Raw genomic sequence first — 13,388 nt, forward strand, 5'->3', positions numbered from 1 at the left:
GTTGACCGCGTTGGATGACAGGCTAGCGCTTCATGCACCGCTGATAACGCTCATCCACCCGCCCGGCAAACCACGCCGTGGTCAGCTTGCGGGTGATCTTCGGGCTTTTCAGCTGGATCCCCGGCAGCACCGCCCGTGGCATCGGCTTGCCGGCCGCGGCATCGGCCAGGGCAAACACCCCGCTGTACAGCTTGCTGTCCTCGAAGGCCAAGCTATCGCCCTCCTCCAGCTGGCTGCGAATCTGCGGGTTGCGCAGGCCCAGTTTCCCTCCCAGTTTGCGTGCCGCCTTTTCCGTGGTCCCAGGCATGATCGAGCCCGGCGCCACCAGGTCGCCATCGAGCGCCAGCGTCACCCCTGTCACCTTGCTCAGTGCTGCCTGGAATGCCGCATTACGGCTGGCGTACCAGCCCGCATTGAAATCGGCGAAGCGGTACAGCTGGCGATCGTAGTTGGCCGAATAGCCCAGCAAGTGGGCGATGCCGAAATACATCCCGCCGCGACGGGTGAACACTTCCTGGCGAATGCTACCGTCGTGGCTGTAGGGGTAATCCCGCGCATGCTTTTCCGCAAAATCGATGCTGACCTGCATCGGCCCACCGGTATGCACCGGGTTCAACCCACCCAGCAAGGTCTTGCCCAGCGGCACGCGAGCGATGACTTCGTCATACAGCTCGCTCAACTGCTTCTCGCTGCGCACCGCCTGCAAACGCTGCTGGTAGCTCTTGCCATTACCCGACGGCGTCTTCAGTGCACCATCGACCAGCAGCTTGGGGATATGCAGGCGCGCGGCGCGGCGGTCGATTTCCTCCCGGGCGATACGCCCAAGGTTAGGCACCTGCGGGTCGGCATTGAAGGTCGATTCCTGCTCGGTCACCGCCAGCACCGCACACAGGTTGCTCTTGCTGGGGGCAATTCGCTGGGCCTCGAACGCCACCTGAATGTCCCGGGCCCAGCCCTCGCGGTCCTTGGCCTGGGCGGGCAACAGCCGCAGCAGTTGGGCACGGACCTTGGCCGGGTCCGCCTCGGGCGCTTCCTCACGGCGCCCGGCACAGCCTTGCAGCAGCGCCAGGGCCATCAACCCGGCGGCCAGTAACCGGCCGTTCAGGGCTGTTCACCGATCAGGTAGGTCTTGCTGATGTGCCGGAACAGCGGGTGGCTGGCACTGCCCATGAGCTCGAACAAAACCATTTCGCGGGTCACCACCTGCGCCCCTGCAGCCCGCATGCGGGCCAGCCCTGCGGCCTTGCTCGCCGGGGTACGGCTGTCACAGGCATCCTCGACCACGAACACCTGCTTGCCCAGCGCCAGCAGGCCGAGCACGGTCTGCAGCACACAGACGTGGGTTTCCATGCCACACACAATCACTTGCTCACGCGCCATCAAACTCGCTGGCAGGCACTCGGCGGCCACGCAGGAAAAATGGCTTTTCTCCACCACCTCGGCAGCCGGCGCTGCGGCCAGCAGCTCGGCCAGGGTATGGCCCAGGCCCTTGGGGTACTGCTCGGAAATCACCGTCGGCAGCTCCAGCTCGTTCGTAGCTGCCAGCAACCAGCGGGCCCGCGCGCGGATGCCTTCAGGGTCACTCATGGCGCCGATGAGTTTTTCCTGGATGTCGACGACCAGCAGCGTGGCCTTGTGAGGATGGATCAGCATTGTCTGCCTCTTGCCTGGGAAAAGACCTAGCCTCCCCCAGGCAAGCGGTGACGTCAATCAGGCGGACAGCCGAAGCGGTTGCAGCGACGCGGTGAGCGCAGCGAGCACCAGGTCCTCATGCTCATGGATGAAGAAGTGGCCGCCAGGGAACATCTGCAGCGAGAACGCCCCGTGGGTTTCCTTGCGCCAGGCCTGCAACTGCTCGTCACTGGCGCGGTCCTGCATGCCGCCCAACACGTGCAGCGGGCACTGCAAGGCTGGCCGCTGGCGGTAGGCGTAGGTACCACACAACAGGAAGTCGGCGCGCAGGGTGGGCAAGGTCAGGCTCATCAGCTCGGCGTTGGCCAGCACTTCCTCGGGCGTGCCCTGAAGCTCGCGCAACTCGCCGATCAACTCGGCGTCGCTCTTGGGCTCACGCCAGTTCTTGCCGTCGTAGTCCTCACGGCGGGTCGGCGCTGCGGTACCGCAGGCGAACAGGGCCAGTGGTGCCGGGCAACCCAGCGCTTGCAGCTCATGGGCCAGCTCGAAGGCCAGCAAGGCGCCCAGGCTATGGCCGAGCAGCGCGTAGGGGGTGCTGGCCGCCAGGCGCTGTTCGGCGGCCAGTTGCCGGGCCAGGGCCTGCATGTCGGTGTGCAGTGGCTCGGCAATGCGCGCACCACGCCCGGGCAGTTCCACCGGGCGTACCTGCAGCCACGTCGGCAGCTTGCGCCGCCAACGGCTGTAGACCATGGCGCTGGCCCCCGAATACGGCAGGCACAGCAGGTTCAACGCAGTCACTGGGCGGCGGCTTCGGCCATTTTCTGGCGCAGGCTCAGCGGGCGCATGTCGGTCCAGACTTCATCGATGTAGGCCAGGCAGTCCTTCTTCAGGCCGCTCTTGCCTACGGCACGCCAACCGTTGGGGATCGCTTTGTAGTCGGGCCAGATCGAGTATTGCTCTTCGTGGTTGACCACTACCTGGAACTGAATATCGTCGCGGTCGAAAACGGAAGTCATTGCCTGTCTCCTTGAGTGATGAATGCCGCTGTGCGCTTGGCGCAGGGGGGCTTTCAAGTAGACGTGGCGAGTGGCGAAAAAATTAGTGGGGCTGACGCGGTCCCCTGTGGGAGCGGCCTTGTGTCGCGAAAGGGCTGCACAGCAGCCCCGGCAATATTTGCGTCACAGCTAGAACCCCGGGGCCGCTTTGCGGCCCTTTCGCGACACAAGGCCGCTCCCACAAAGAGCCGGTGCTGGGATGAAAGATCAGGTATCCCGCAACAGGTCGTGGGTATCGAGCAAGCGGAAGGCCACCTGCGGGTTGCGCTCCAGCCCACGGCGGATCGCCGCAGGGATCGACTGCCGGGTCTTGCGGCACAGCCCGGGCTGGTCGTCCAGTTCGATGACAATCCCGCGCATGGTCCGTACTTCATTGAAACCAGGGGCGATATGCACGCGGATGCCCAGGTTTTCGTACATCCGCTGCTGCAGGCGTTGCAGGTCTTCCAGGTCCTTGAGGTTTTCCAGGCGGTCGAGCAGGCGCTTTTCTTCCTGGCGGGTCAGCAGGAGGATGCGCTGGGCTGTCTGCGGGTGGTCGGCCAGGTGTTCGCGACCACAAATGCAGGCGCCAGGGGGGCAAGGTTGGCGCAGGGAAGGGGAATTGGTCATGGGGCAAGCATAGCCAGTTTTCATGCCGCCTGTGGGGCCCTATCGCCAGCAAGCCGGCTCCTACAGGACCGTGATGGCTGATAAAAAATTTCCTGTCAGGATAAAAAATTTCACAAACATCTAGACCGCCACCCCTCGTTTCGCCTATAAATCGCCAAAAGGAAATTTATATTCCTGCCAAGAAAACAATTTCGCCTCGCGAAGCCTCTTTTGCCCTTGTGCCCGACCTGCCCCACTCCATCACGAGGCGTATCCGACATGCATTCCGCTCCCGATCACTTCATCCTGCGCGTCAGCTGCCCGGCTGTGTCCGGCATCGTCGCCGCGGTGACCACCTACCTGGCCGAGCACGGTTGCTACATCAGCGAGATGGCGCAGTTCGACGACGAGGACAACGGGCGCTTCTTCATGCGCGCGGTGTTCCGCTACAACACCGGTGTCGTGGGCGACACACCGCAGCTGGAAGCCGGCTTTGCCGATGTCGCCCAGCGCTTCGACATGCAATGGAGCCTGCACAGCAGTGCCCGGCCGATGCGCGTGCTGCTGATGGTGAGCAAGTTCGACCACTGCCTGTCCGACCTGCTGTACCGCCATGCCAAGGGCGAGCTGGACATGCAGATCACCGCCGTGGTCTCCAACCACCTGGACCTGCGTCCGATGGCCGAGCGCCAGGGCATCCGTTTCGTCTACCTGCCGGTCAGCAAGGACACCAAGGCCGAACAGGAAGCCGCGCTGCTGCGCATCGTCGAAGACACAGGTACCGAACTGGTGGTGCTGGCGCGCTACATGCAGATCCTCTCCGACGACCTGTGCCGCCAGCTGTCGGGCCGGGCGATCAACATTCACCATTCCTTCCTGCCCGGTTTCAAAGGCGCCAAACCCTATCACCAGGCTTACCAGCGCGGTGTGAAGCTGATCGGCGCCACCGCCCACTACGTCACCAGCGACCTGGACGAAGGCCCGATCATCGAGCAGGAAGTGCAGCGCGTGGACCACGCCTACGCACCGGACGACCTGGTGGCCATCGGCCGCGACACCGAGACCATCGCCCTCTCTCGCGCCGTGAAATACCACCTGGAGCATCGGGTGTTCCTGAACCACGACCGCACGGTGATCTTCAAATGAACGCCATTCCCAGTGTCAAGCTGATCGACGGCAAGGCGACTGCGACGCGGGTGCTGGCCGAGGTACGCGAGCAGGTGCAGAAACTGCGCCAGGGCGGTGTGCAGCCGGGCCTGGCGGTGGTGCTGGTAGGCGCCGACGCAGCCAGCCAGGTGTACGTGCGCAACAAGGTACTGCGTGCTGAAGAAGTGGGCATCCGCTCGCTGGAGCATCGCCTGCCCGCCGACACCAGCCAGGCCGAGCTGCTGGCCCTGATCGGGCGCCTCAACCGCGCCCCGGAGGTCAACGGCATCCTCGTGCAACTGCCGTTGCCGGCCCATATCGACGAGCACCGCATTCTCCAGGCGATCAGCCCACTGAAGGATGTGGACGGTTTCCACAGCGAGAACGTCGGCGGCCTGGCCCAGGGCCGCGATGTGCTCACCCCGTGCACGCCCAGCGGCTGCATGCGCCTGCTGCGCGATGCCTGTGGCGAGCTGCGTGGCAAGCATGCGGTGGTGGTCGGCCGCTCGAACATCGTCGGCAAGCCCATGGCCGCCCTGCTGCTGCAGGCCGACTGCACGGTGACCGTGGTGCACTCGCGCAGCCGCGACCTGCCGGCGTTGTGTCGCCAGGCCGACATCCTGGTGGCCGCAGTGGGCAAGCCACGGCTGATCGGTGCCAACTGGCTCAAGCCCGGCGCGGTGGTGATCGATGTCGGTATCAACCGCATCGACGAAGGCGGCCACAGCCGCCTGGTCGGCGATGTCGACTTCGCCGCAGCCCTGCCCCAGGTGGCCGGCATCACCCCGGTGCCCGGCGGGGTCGGCCCGATGACCATCGCCTACCTGATGAAAAACACCCTGCTCGCCCTCGACCTGCAACAACAGGCCGCCCACCAGGAGCGCACCTCATGCCTTTCGCCCTGCTGAAATACGGCCTGAGCGCCGACTACCCGGTGGAGGTCGACCTGCCACCACCGTGCGAACTCAAGCCACGCTATGACGTGGTGATCATCGGCGGCGGCGGCCACGGCCTGGCCATCGCCTACTACCTGGCCAAGTACCACGGCATCACCAATGTCGCCGTGCTGGAAAAGGCCTACCTCGGCGGCGGCAACACTGCGCGCAACACCGCGGTGATCCGCTCCAACTACCTCACCAGTGAGGGTGTGCGCTTTTACGCAGAATCGGTGCGCATGTTCCAGAACCTGTCGAACGAGTTCGACTTCAACATCATGTATTCCGAGCGCGGCCAACTCACCCTCGCGCACACCGACGCCACCGTGCGCGCTTTCCGCCAGCGCGCCGAGGTCAACAAGCACTTCGGTGGCCGCACGGAAATGATCGACCGCCAGCAGATCCGCGAACTGGTGCCCAGCCTGAACCTGGACCCGGGTCACCTGCCGGTGCTCGCCGGCCTGTGGCATATCGACGGCGCCACCGCGCGCCACGATGCAGTGGCCTGGGGCTACGCCAGGCAGGCGGCCAAGCGCGGCGTCGAGATCCACCAGCTGACCGAAGTGCAGGACCTGCTTATCCGTAACGGGCGCATCGAAGCGGTGAAGACCAACCGTGGCATCGTGCAGTGCGGTTGCGTGGTGCAGGCGGTGGCCGGGGCCAGTTCGCTGCTGATGGCCAAGGCCGGCATCCGTGCGCCGATCCATACCTACCCGCTGCAGGCGATGGTCACCCAGCCGTTCAAGCCGTTCCTCGATCCGCTGGTCAGCTCGTCGGCGCTGCACTGCTACGTGCAGCAGACCAGCCGTGGCGAGATCGTCTTTGGCGGCGGCTCCGACCCCTACCCGCTGTACAACACCCGCTCCACCCTCGACCTCAAGGAAAGCCTGCTGGCCCACGCCATCGAGATGTTCCCGTTCATGGCCAACGCCAAGCTGATGCGCCAGTGGGCCGGGATCACCGACATGACACCGGACTACAGCCCGATCATGGGCCTGTCGCCGGTGCGCAACTATTACCTGGACGCCGGCTGGGGCACCTGGGGTTTCAAGGCCACGCCGATCTGCGGCAAGACCATGGCCGAGCTGGTCGCCAGTGGCGGCAAGGTGCCGGAGCTGATCGCACCCTTTGCCCTGGAGCGCTTCAGCCGCTTCCAGCAAGTCAACGAAATGGGCGCTACTGCGGCCAGCCACTAAGGAGCGACGACGATGAAGATCCTGACCTGCCCCTTGAACGGCCCGCGCAATATCAGCGAGTTCACCTACGGGGGCGAATTCAAGGCGATGCCCGACCCTGCCACCTGCAGCGACAGCGAATGGGCCGACTACGTGTTCAACAGCGACAACCTGGCCGGTGTGGTCACTGAATGGTGGCTGCACAACGCCTCCAGCTACTGGTTCCTGGCCGAACGCCACACCGTGAGCGACCAGGTACTGCGCACCTTCGACCCGAAAGAACTGTTCGACCGCCGCGTCGATTTCACCCCTGCCGCCACCCCGGAGATCGCCGGATGAACAGCCACAATCGCCTCCCCGCGCCCATGGGCCTGCTGATCGATCGCGAGCGGCCCCTGCATTTTCAGTTCGACGGCCAGGCCTGCCAGGGCTTTGCTGGTGACAGCATCGCCAGCGCCCTGCTCGGCAGCGGCCGCTGGCTGCTGTCGCGCTCGTTCAAGTACCACCGCCCGCGCGGCCCGCTGAGCATGGCCGGGCAGGATGCCAACACCCTGGTGCAGCTACCGGACGAGCCCAATGTACTCGCCGACCTGGAAGCCGCCCGCGATGGCCAGATCGTCGCGGGGCAGAACTTCAACGGTAGCCTGATGCACGACCGCGATGCCTACCTGGGCAAGTTTTCGCGTTTCATGCCGGTGGGCTTCTATTACCGCTCCTTCTACAAGCCCAAGGGCATGTGGAAGGTGTGGGAGCCGCTGATCCGCAAGAAGGCCGGCCTGGGCGTACTCGACCCAGGCTTCAGGCCGCGGTATCACGACAAGGCCTATCTGTTCGTCGACCTGGCCGTCATCGGCGCTGGCCCGGCGGGCCTGCGTGCGGCACTGGACGCGGCCAATGCCGGGGCCAAGGTGTTGCTTGTCGAGCAACAGCCGGTACTTGGCGGCTCGCTCACCTACACCCGTTTCGACATCGCCGGCACCCGCGCGACCAGCCTGCGCCAGGAACTGCTGGCTGCCGTCGAGGGCCACTCGAATATCCAGGTGCTGCTGGAAGCCACCTGCAACGGCTGGTTCACCGACAACTACCTGCCGGTGATCCAGCACAACCGCCTTTACAAGGTGCGTGCCAGCCGTTGCCTGGTGGCGGCCGGTTCGTTCGACCAGCCGGTGGTGTTCCGCAACAACGACCTGCCGGGGGTCATGCTGACCAGTGCCGCACAGCGGCTGATGAAGCTGTACGCGGTCAAGCCGGGCCAGCGCGCGGTAATTCTCACCGGCCACGATGACGGCTACCTCGCCGCCCTCGACCTGCAGGAGCAAGGCGTGGCGGTGGCTGCGGTGGTCGACATGCGCGCCGCGCCAGCCGATGCTGCACTGGCCGCCGAACTGAAGCACCGCGATATACCCGTGCACCTGGGCAGCACCGTGTACGAAGCCCTGCACGAAGCGGGCATGCGCCACGTGAGTGGCGTGGATATTCGCCCGATCACCGGCCAGGGCAAGGTCGGCCCGCATGGCCTGCGCCTGGCCTGCGACCTGCTGTGCATGTCGGCAGGCTACATGCCGGTGTACCAGTTGCTGTGCCAGGCTGGCGGCAAGCTGGCGTACGATGTGAACCGCGACGAATTCGTCATCAGCGACCTGCCGGCCGGGCTGGATATCGCCGGCTCGGTGAATGGCCGTCACGCACTGGGCAATGTGCTGGCCGACGCCACTCGCGGGGCTGCCGATGCGCTGGCAGCGCTGGGCCTGGAAGCGCCGGTGCAGCCCGTGTTCAGTGCCGAAGCCAAGGTCAACTTCCCCTGGCCAATCTTCCCCCACCCCAAGGGCAAGGATTTCGTCGACTTCGACGAAGACCTGCAAGTGCGCGACATCGTCAACGCCACCCGCAGCGGCTACCGCGATGTGCAGCTGGTAAAGCGCTTTTCCACGGTCGGCATGGGCCCGTCCCAGGGTCGCCACTCGGCGCTGCCGACCGCACGCCTGGTGGCCCACGCCACCGGGCGCAGCATCAGCGAAACCGGGGTGACCACCGCCCGGCCACCGTTCCAGGCGGAAAAACTGGCCCACGTCGCCGGCCGCGCCTTCGACCCGTACCGGCAAACACCGATGCACCGCCGCCACCTGGAAGCCGGGGCGAAGATGATGCCGGCCGGCATCTGGCAGCGCCCGGCCTATTATGGCAAGCCCGAGGAACGCGAGCGCTGCATGCAGGAAGAAGCCCGCCATGTGCGCGAGAAGGTCGGCCTGATCGACGTTTCCACCCTCGGTGGCCTGGATGTACGCGGCCCCGACGCCGCCGAACTGCTGGAGCGCCTTTACACCTTCGGCTTCGCCAAGCTGGCCGTCGGCCGCACCCGTTACGCCCTGATGACCAACGAGCACGGCGTGGTGATCGATGACGGCGTTTGCGCCCGGCTGGGCGAGCAGCATTTCTACGTCACCGCCACCACCAGCGGCGTCGACCGCATCTACCAGCAGATGCTGAAGTGGAACGCGCAATGGCGCCTGGATGTGGACGTCACCAACGTCACCGCCGCCCTGGCCGCTGTGAACCTGGCCGGGCCGCTGGCACGCCAGGTGCTGGCCAAGGTGTGTGACGATGTGGACCTGTCGGCCGAGGCCTTCCCTTATCTCGGCGTACGCCTGGGCACTGTGGCCGGCATTGCCGCGCGCATCCTGCGGGTCGGCTTTGTGGGTGAACTGGGCTACGAAGTGCATGTGCCGGCGCGACACGCCGAGCGCCTGTGGGATGCCTTGATGCAGGCCGGCGCAGGGTTGGGCATTCGCCCGTTCGGTGTCGAGACCCAGCGCCTGCTGCGCCTGGAAAAGGGCCATGTGATCATCAGCCAGGACACTGATGGCATGACCCACCCGGCGGAGATCGACATGCAGTGGGCCATCGGGCGCAAGAAGCCATTTTTCGTCGGCAAGCGCTCGATCGAGATCCTCGAAGCGCAGCCGCTCAAGCGCAAGCTGGTCGGCTTCACACTACCCAAGGGCAGCCCGCAGCCGCTGGAGGGGCACCTGGTGCTGGATGGGCCGGACATCAGCGGCAACGTCACATCCTGCGAATACTCGCAAACCCTGGGGCAGATCATCGGCCTGGCTTACGCCGGTGCCCACCAGGCCACGCCAGGCATGCACATCCCGATCCGCGTGGAGGGCGGTGTGATGGTCAATGCCAAGGTGGTGCCTCTGCCTTTCCACGATCCCGACAACCTGCGCCAGGAGCTCTGAGCCATGACCAGTTTGCAAGCTGAAGCTTTTATTCCACGCAGCCCGCAGGCCGAGCTGTTGCACAACTGCGCGTTGACTGACCTGACCGATCTGGCGAGGGTCGGGTTTCGTGGTGGCGACAGTGCCGCTTGCCTGCAGGCGCGTGGCTACCGCTTGCCGTCGCTACCCAACCAGGCCGTGCGCCAGCAAGACGGTGGCTGGGTAGCGCGCTTGTCGCAGACCGAGTACCTGCTGCTGGGCAGCCTGGCCGACGGCGGTGCACGGGTGGCTGCCGAAGAGGCCGGGTGGGTGCAGGATACCCGCCGCCATTACCTGCTGCCGCGCCAGGACAGCCATGCCTGGCTGCAGCTGTCGGGGGTGCAATGCAGCGCGGTGATGGCCAAGTTGTGCGGGGTGGACTTGCGTGCCCAGGCGTTTCCCGTTGGGGCGGTGGCGCAGACATCGGCGGCGCGGATCAATGTGATCGTGCTGAATGTGGGGAATGATGAGAGGCCGGCGTTGCAGTTGCTGTTTGATCGGGCGTCGCTGGCGTATTTCCGTGAAGCAGTGCTGGATGCCATGGACGAGTTCGATGGTGGGTGGGCCGGGGTGGAGGAATTGATGCAATAACCTGTACCGGCCTCTTCGCGGGTAAACCCGCTCCCACCGGGTCATCACTGGGCTCGGGGCAGTGGAGTAGCTGTGGGAGCGGGTTCACCCGCGAAGAAGTTCACCCGGTGCCGAAGGTCAGAGCTGTACCAACCGCTCGCGCAGGAAGTTCACAAAACCCTGCACCGGCCGCGCCACCTGCCGGTGCTGCGGGTACACCGCAGACAGCTGCAGCGCCGGCGGCCGCCACTCATCCAGCACCGTCACCAGCCGCCCATCCGCCAGTGCCTGGCCCACGATGAAGGTTGGCAGATACGTCACCCCCATCCCGGCAATCGCGGCATCCCTGAGCAGCTCGCCATTGTTCGCCCGCATCCGCCCGGCCACCTGAATCACCTGTGCCTTGCCACCCTGGCTGAACTGCCACTGCACCTGCCGCGAATGCCCATATGGCAGGCAATCATGCCCCGCCAACTGCTCCGGCCTGGCCGGTACACCCCGTGCTTCCAAGTACGCCGGGCTCGCGCAATACACCCGCTCGACACTGGCGATGCGCCGCGCGATCAGGCTGGAGTCCTCCAGCGCGCCAATCCGTAGCGCCAGGTCATAGCCCTCGCCGATCAGGTCAACGGCGCGGTCGCTCAGATCCACTTCCACATCCACCTGCGGGTGCAACTGCAGGAACTCGGTCAGCAGGCAGCCCAGGTGCGCCATGGCGAACGACAGCGGCGCACTCAGGCGCAAGGTGCCACGCAAGGCCTGAGCCTGGCCGCTGATGTCGTGCTCCACCTGCTGCACTTCGCCCAGCAGGCGCAGCGCCGACTGGTAGTAGTGCTGGCCCAGCGGCGTAGCGTCCAGGCGCCGGGTGGAGCGATTGAGCAGGCGAACGCCCAGGCGCTCCTCCAACTGCATCAGGCGCCGGCTGACCGATTGCTTGGACATGCCCAGGCGGTCGGCCGCAGCAGTGAAACTGCCGGCCTCCATTACCTGGGCAAAGATCCGCATGTCTTCGTAAGGGTTCATTGTCTCGCTCTTGGTGACAGTCAAACGCTTTATAGCGGCTTTTTCCCATCAGCGCATCTCCCTAATCTACGCACAAGTCGCAGCGATGGCCCTGAAGGCCAGGCAAGACGCCCACTACCAACATTCAACAGATAAGGATTCGCTCATGAACATTGTCCACAAAACCCTTACCGCTTCCCTTCTGGCCCTGTCCGTCTCCAGCGCCTTCGCTGCTGGCAGCCCGGGTATAGAACAGCACACCCAGGCCTTCCTCGAAGCTCTGGAGCAAGGCGGCGGCAAGCCACTGGAGCAGCTCAGCCCGAAAGACGCCCGCGCAGTGCTGACCGGTGCCCAGGCCTCGGTCAAGGTCGATCTCTCGGGTATCGAGGTGCAGGAGCGCACCATCCAGGCCAACGGCGAGTCGATCAAACTGCAAGTGGTGCGCCCGGCCAACGTGAAGGGCGAGTTGCCGGTGTTCATGTTCTTCCACGGTGGCGGCTGGGTACTCGGCGATTTCCCGACCCACCAGCGGCTGATCCGCGACCTGGTGGTTGGCTCTGGCGCAGTGGCGGTCTACGTCGACTACACCCCATCGCCGGAAGCGCACTACCCGACGGCGATCAACCAGGCCTACGCCGCCACCCGCTGGGTAGCCGAGCATGGCAAGGAAATCGGCGTGGACGGCAAGCGCCTGGCCGTGGCCGGCAACAGCGTCGGCGGCAACATGGCGGCAGTAGTGGCCTTGAAAGCCAAAGAGGCCGGCACCCCGGCCCTGCGCTTCCAGCTGCTGCTGTGGCCGGTGACCGATGCCAGCTTCGAAACTGCATCCTACAAGCAGTTTGCCGAGGGGCATTTCCTTACCACCGGGATGATGAAGTGGTTCTGGGACAACTACACCACCGACGCCAAGGCACGGGCGCAGATCTACGCCTCGCCGCTGCGGGCCAGCAGTGAACAGTTGAAAGGTTTGCCGCCAGCGCTGGTGCAAACGGCGGAGTTCGATGTGCTGCGTGACGAGGGTGAGGCTTATGCCCGCAAGCTGAACGCTGCTGGGGTGACCGTTACCTCGGTACGCTACAACGGCATGATTCATGACTACGGGCTGCTCAACCCCTTGCATCAGGTGCCTGCCGTGCAAGCGGCCATGCGCCAGGCCGCTGGCGAGCTGAAAGTGCACCTGCAATAACCTCATCCACCCATGCGGCAGGGCCTGGTGCCCTGCCGGTTCAGGAGACCCGTCATGCTCACCGTCCGCAACGCCAAAGACCGCGGCCTGGCCTTCCATGGCTGGCTGAAATCGTTCCACACCTTCTCCTTCGGCCACTACCGCAACCCGGACGAGCAAGGTTTCTCCGACCTGCTGGTGATCAACGACGACCGCGTCATCCCCGGCAAGGGCTTTGGCCAGCACCCGCACCGCGACATGGAGATTTTCTCCTACGTGCTGGAAGGCGCGCTGGAGCACAAGGACACGCTGGGCACCGGCTCGGTAATCCGCCCGGGCGATGTGCAGCTGATGAGCGCTGGCCACGGCGTGGCCCATAGCGAGTTCAACCACAGCCAGGTGCAGCCGGTGCACTTCCTGCAGATCTGGATCGTGCCGAACGTGCAAGGGGCAACACCGCGTTACCAGCAACAGCATTTCAGTACCGAGGAAAAGCGCGGCAAGCTGCGCCTGATCATCTCGCCGGATGGCGCCGAGGGGTCACTGCAGGTACGGCAGAACGCGCGGGTGTATGCCGGTCTGTTCGATGGTGACGAGCGTGCCACCCTGACCTTGCCGGAAAACCGCCATGCCTACGTGCACGTGGCCCGGGGCAGCATCGAGCTCAATGGGCAAGTGCTGAACGAAGGGGATGGGGTGCGGGTGAGGCAGGAACAGGTGCTGGAACTGGGCAATGGGGTGGATGCCGAGGTGCTGGTGTTCGACCTGCGGCCGCATGAGTTGCCTGGCATGCCATAAGGCAGGTCCGGCCCTTTCGCGGGTAAACCCGCTCCCACAGGTACGGCACAGGCGTCGAAATCAGT

At 65.0% G+C, this 13,388-nt stretch carries 14 protein-coding genes; 8 read left to right on the forward strand and 6 right to left on the reverse strand.

All coding sequences use genetic code 11. The features are described 5' to 3' along the window. Positions 1–22: 22 nt before the first annotated feature. From ACK1U9_RS07620 to ACK1U9_RS07640, 5 genes are all read right to left on the reverse strand, one after another. Positions 23–1,075 (reverse strand): DUF1615 domain-containing protein, encoded by a 1,053-nt coding sequence (locus ACK1U9_RS07620; RefSeq protein ID WP_108481010.1) that lies wholly within the window; start codon positions 1,073–1,075, stop codon positions 23–25. A gap of 26 nt (positions 1,076–1,101) precedes the next feature. Beyond that, positions 1,102–1,653 (reverse strand): hydrolase, encoded by a 552-nt coding sequence (locus tag ACK1U9_RS07625; protein WP_046615136.1) that lies wholly within the window; start codon positions 1,651–1,653, stop codon positions 1,102–1,104. Positions 1,654–1,710: 57 nt separating this feature from the next. Next, complete coding sequence (locus ACK1U9_RS07630; protein WP_046615135.1) at positions 1,711–2,430, reverse strand: thioesterase II family protein; 720 nt, start codon at positions 2,428–2,430, stop codon at positions 1,711–1,713. Continuing rightward, the gene (locus tag ACK1U9_RS07635) at positions 2,427–2,648 is read right to left on the reverse strand and encodes an MbtH family protein (RefSeq protein ID WP_003256222.1); all 222 of its coding nucleotides are present in this window, start codon (positions 2,646–2,648) and stop codon (positions 2,427–2,429) included. Before ACK1U9_RS07635 ends, ACK1U9_RS07630 begins: the two co-directional genes overlap by 4 nt. A gap of 246 nt (positions 2,649–2,894) precedes the next feature. Next, positions 2,895–3,296 (reverse strand): hypothetical protein, encoded by a 402-nt coding sequence (locus tag ACK1U9_RS07640; protein WP_108481009.1) that lies wholly within the window; start codon positions 3,294–3,296, stop codon positions 2,895–2,897. 258 nt (positions 3,297–3,554) lie between these two features. Between ACK1U9_RS07640 and purU the strand changes: the two genes are divergently transcribed. Genes purU through ACK1U9_RS07670 form a run of 6 tightly spaced genes read left to right on the forward strand, consistent with a single transcriptional unit; the run spans position 3,555 to position 10,379 of the window. Continuing rightward, complete coding sequence (gene purU, locus ACK1U9_RS07645) at positions 3,555–4,421, forward strand: formyltetrahydrofolate deformylase (RefSeq protein ID WP_046615133.1); 867 nt, start codon at positions 3,555–3,557, stop codon at positions 4,419–4,421. Next, positions 4,418–5,329: a bifunctional methylenetetrahydrofolate dehydrogenase/methenyltetrahydrofolate cyclohydrolase FolD gene (gene folD / locus ACK1U9_RS07650; protein ID WP_046615132.1), complete on the forward strand. Its 912-nt coding sequence runs from the start codon at positions 4,418–4,420 to the stop codon at positions 5,327–5,329. Before purU ends, folD begins: the two co-directional genes overlap by 4 nt. Next, on the forward strand, positions 5,311–6,552 hold the full coding sequence (locus ACK1U9_RS07655; RefSeq protein WP_153670746.1) for an FAD-dependent oxidoreductase: 1,242 nt from the start codon (positions 5,311–5,313) through the stop codon (positions 6,550–6,552). The genes folD and ACK1U9_RS07655 overlap by 19 nt, the downstream gene beginning before the upstream one ends. A gap of 12 nt (positions 6,553–6,564) precedes the next feature. Next, complete coding sequence (locus ACK1U9_RS07660; RefSeq protein WP_085599255.1) at positions 6,565–6,870, forward strand: sarcosine oxidase subunit delta; 306 nt, start codon at positions 6,565–6,567, stop codon at positions 6,868–6,870. After that, on the forward strand, positions 6,867–9,770 hold the full coding sequence (locus tag ACK1U9_RS07665) for a 2Fe-2S iron-sulfur cluster-binding protein (RefSeq protein WP_153670745.1): 2,904 nt from the start codon (positions 6,867–6,869) through the stop codon (positions 9,768–9,770). Before ACK1U9_RS07660 ends, ACK1U9_RS07665 begins: the two co-directional genes overlap by 4 nt. 3 nt (positions 9,771–9,773) lie before the next feature. Further along, complete coding sequence (locus ACK1U9_RS07670; protein WP_046615128.1) at positions 9,774–10,379, forward strand: sarcosine oxidase subunit gamma; 606 nt, start codon at positions 9,774–9,776, stop codon at positions 10,377–10,379. Between the two features lie 117 nt (positions 10,380–10,496). On the opposite strand, the gene ACK1U9_RS07675 is transcribed toward ACK1U9_RS07670, so the two are convergent. Beyond that, positions 10,497–11,381 carry a LysR family transcriptional regulator gene (locus ACK1U9_RS07675; protein ID WP_085599260.1) on the reverse strand — a complete coding sequence of 295 codons (885 nt, stop codon included), beginning with the start codon at positions 11,379–11,381 and terminating at the stop codon, positions 10,497–10,499. A 145-nt stretch (positions 11,382–11,526) separates the two neighbouring features. On the opposite strand from ACK1U9_RS07675, the gene ACK1U9_RS07680 reads away from it, so the two are divergent. Further along, positions 11,527–12,546, forward strand: a complete 1,020-nt coding sequence (locus tag ACK1U9_RS07680; RefSeq protein ID WP_085599262.1) for an alpha/beta hydrolase — start codon at positions 11,527–11,529, stop codon at positions 12,544–12,546. 54 nt (positions 12,547–12,600) lie between these two features. Continuing rightward, the gene (locus tag ACK1U9_RS07685; RefSeq protein WP_085599264.1) at positions 12,601–13,323 is read left to right on the forward strand and encodes a pirin family protein; all 723 of its coding nucleotides are present in this window, start codon (positions 12,601–12,603) and stop codon (positions 13,321–13,323) included. Positions 13,324–13,388 lie beyond the last annotated feature (65 nt).

The organism is Pseudomonas sp. XP1 (genome assembly GCF_053557675.1).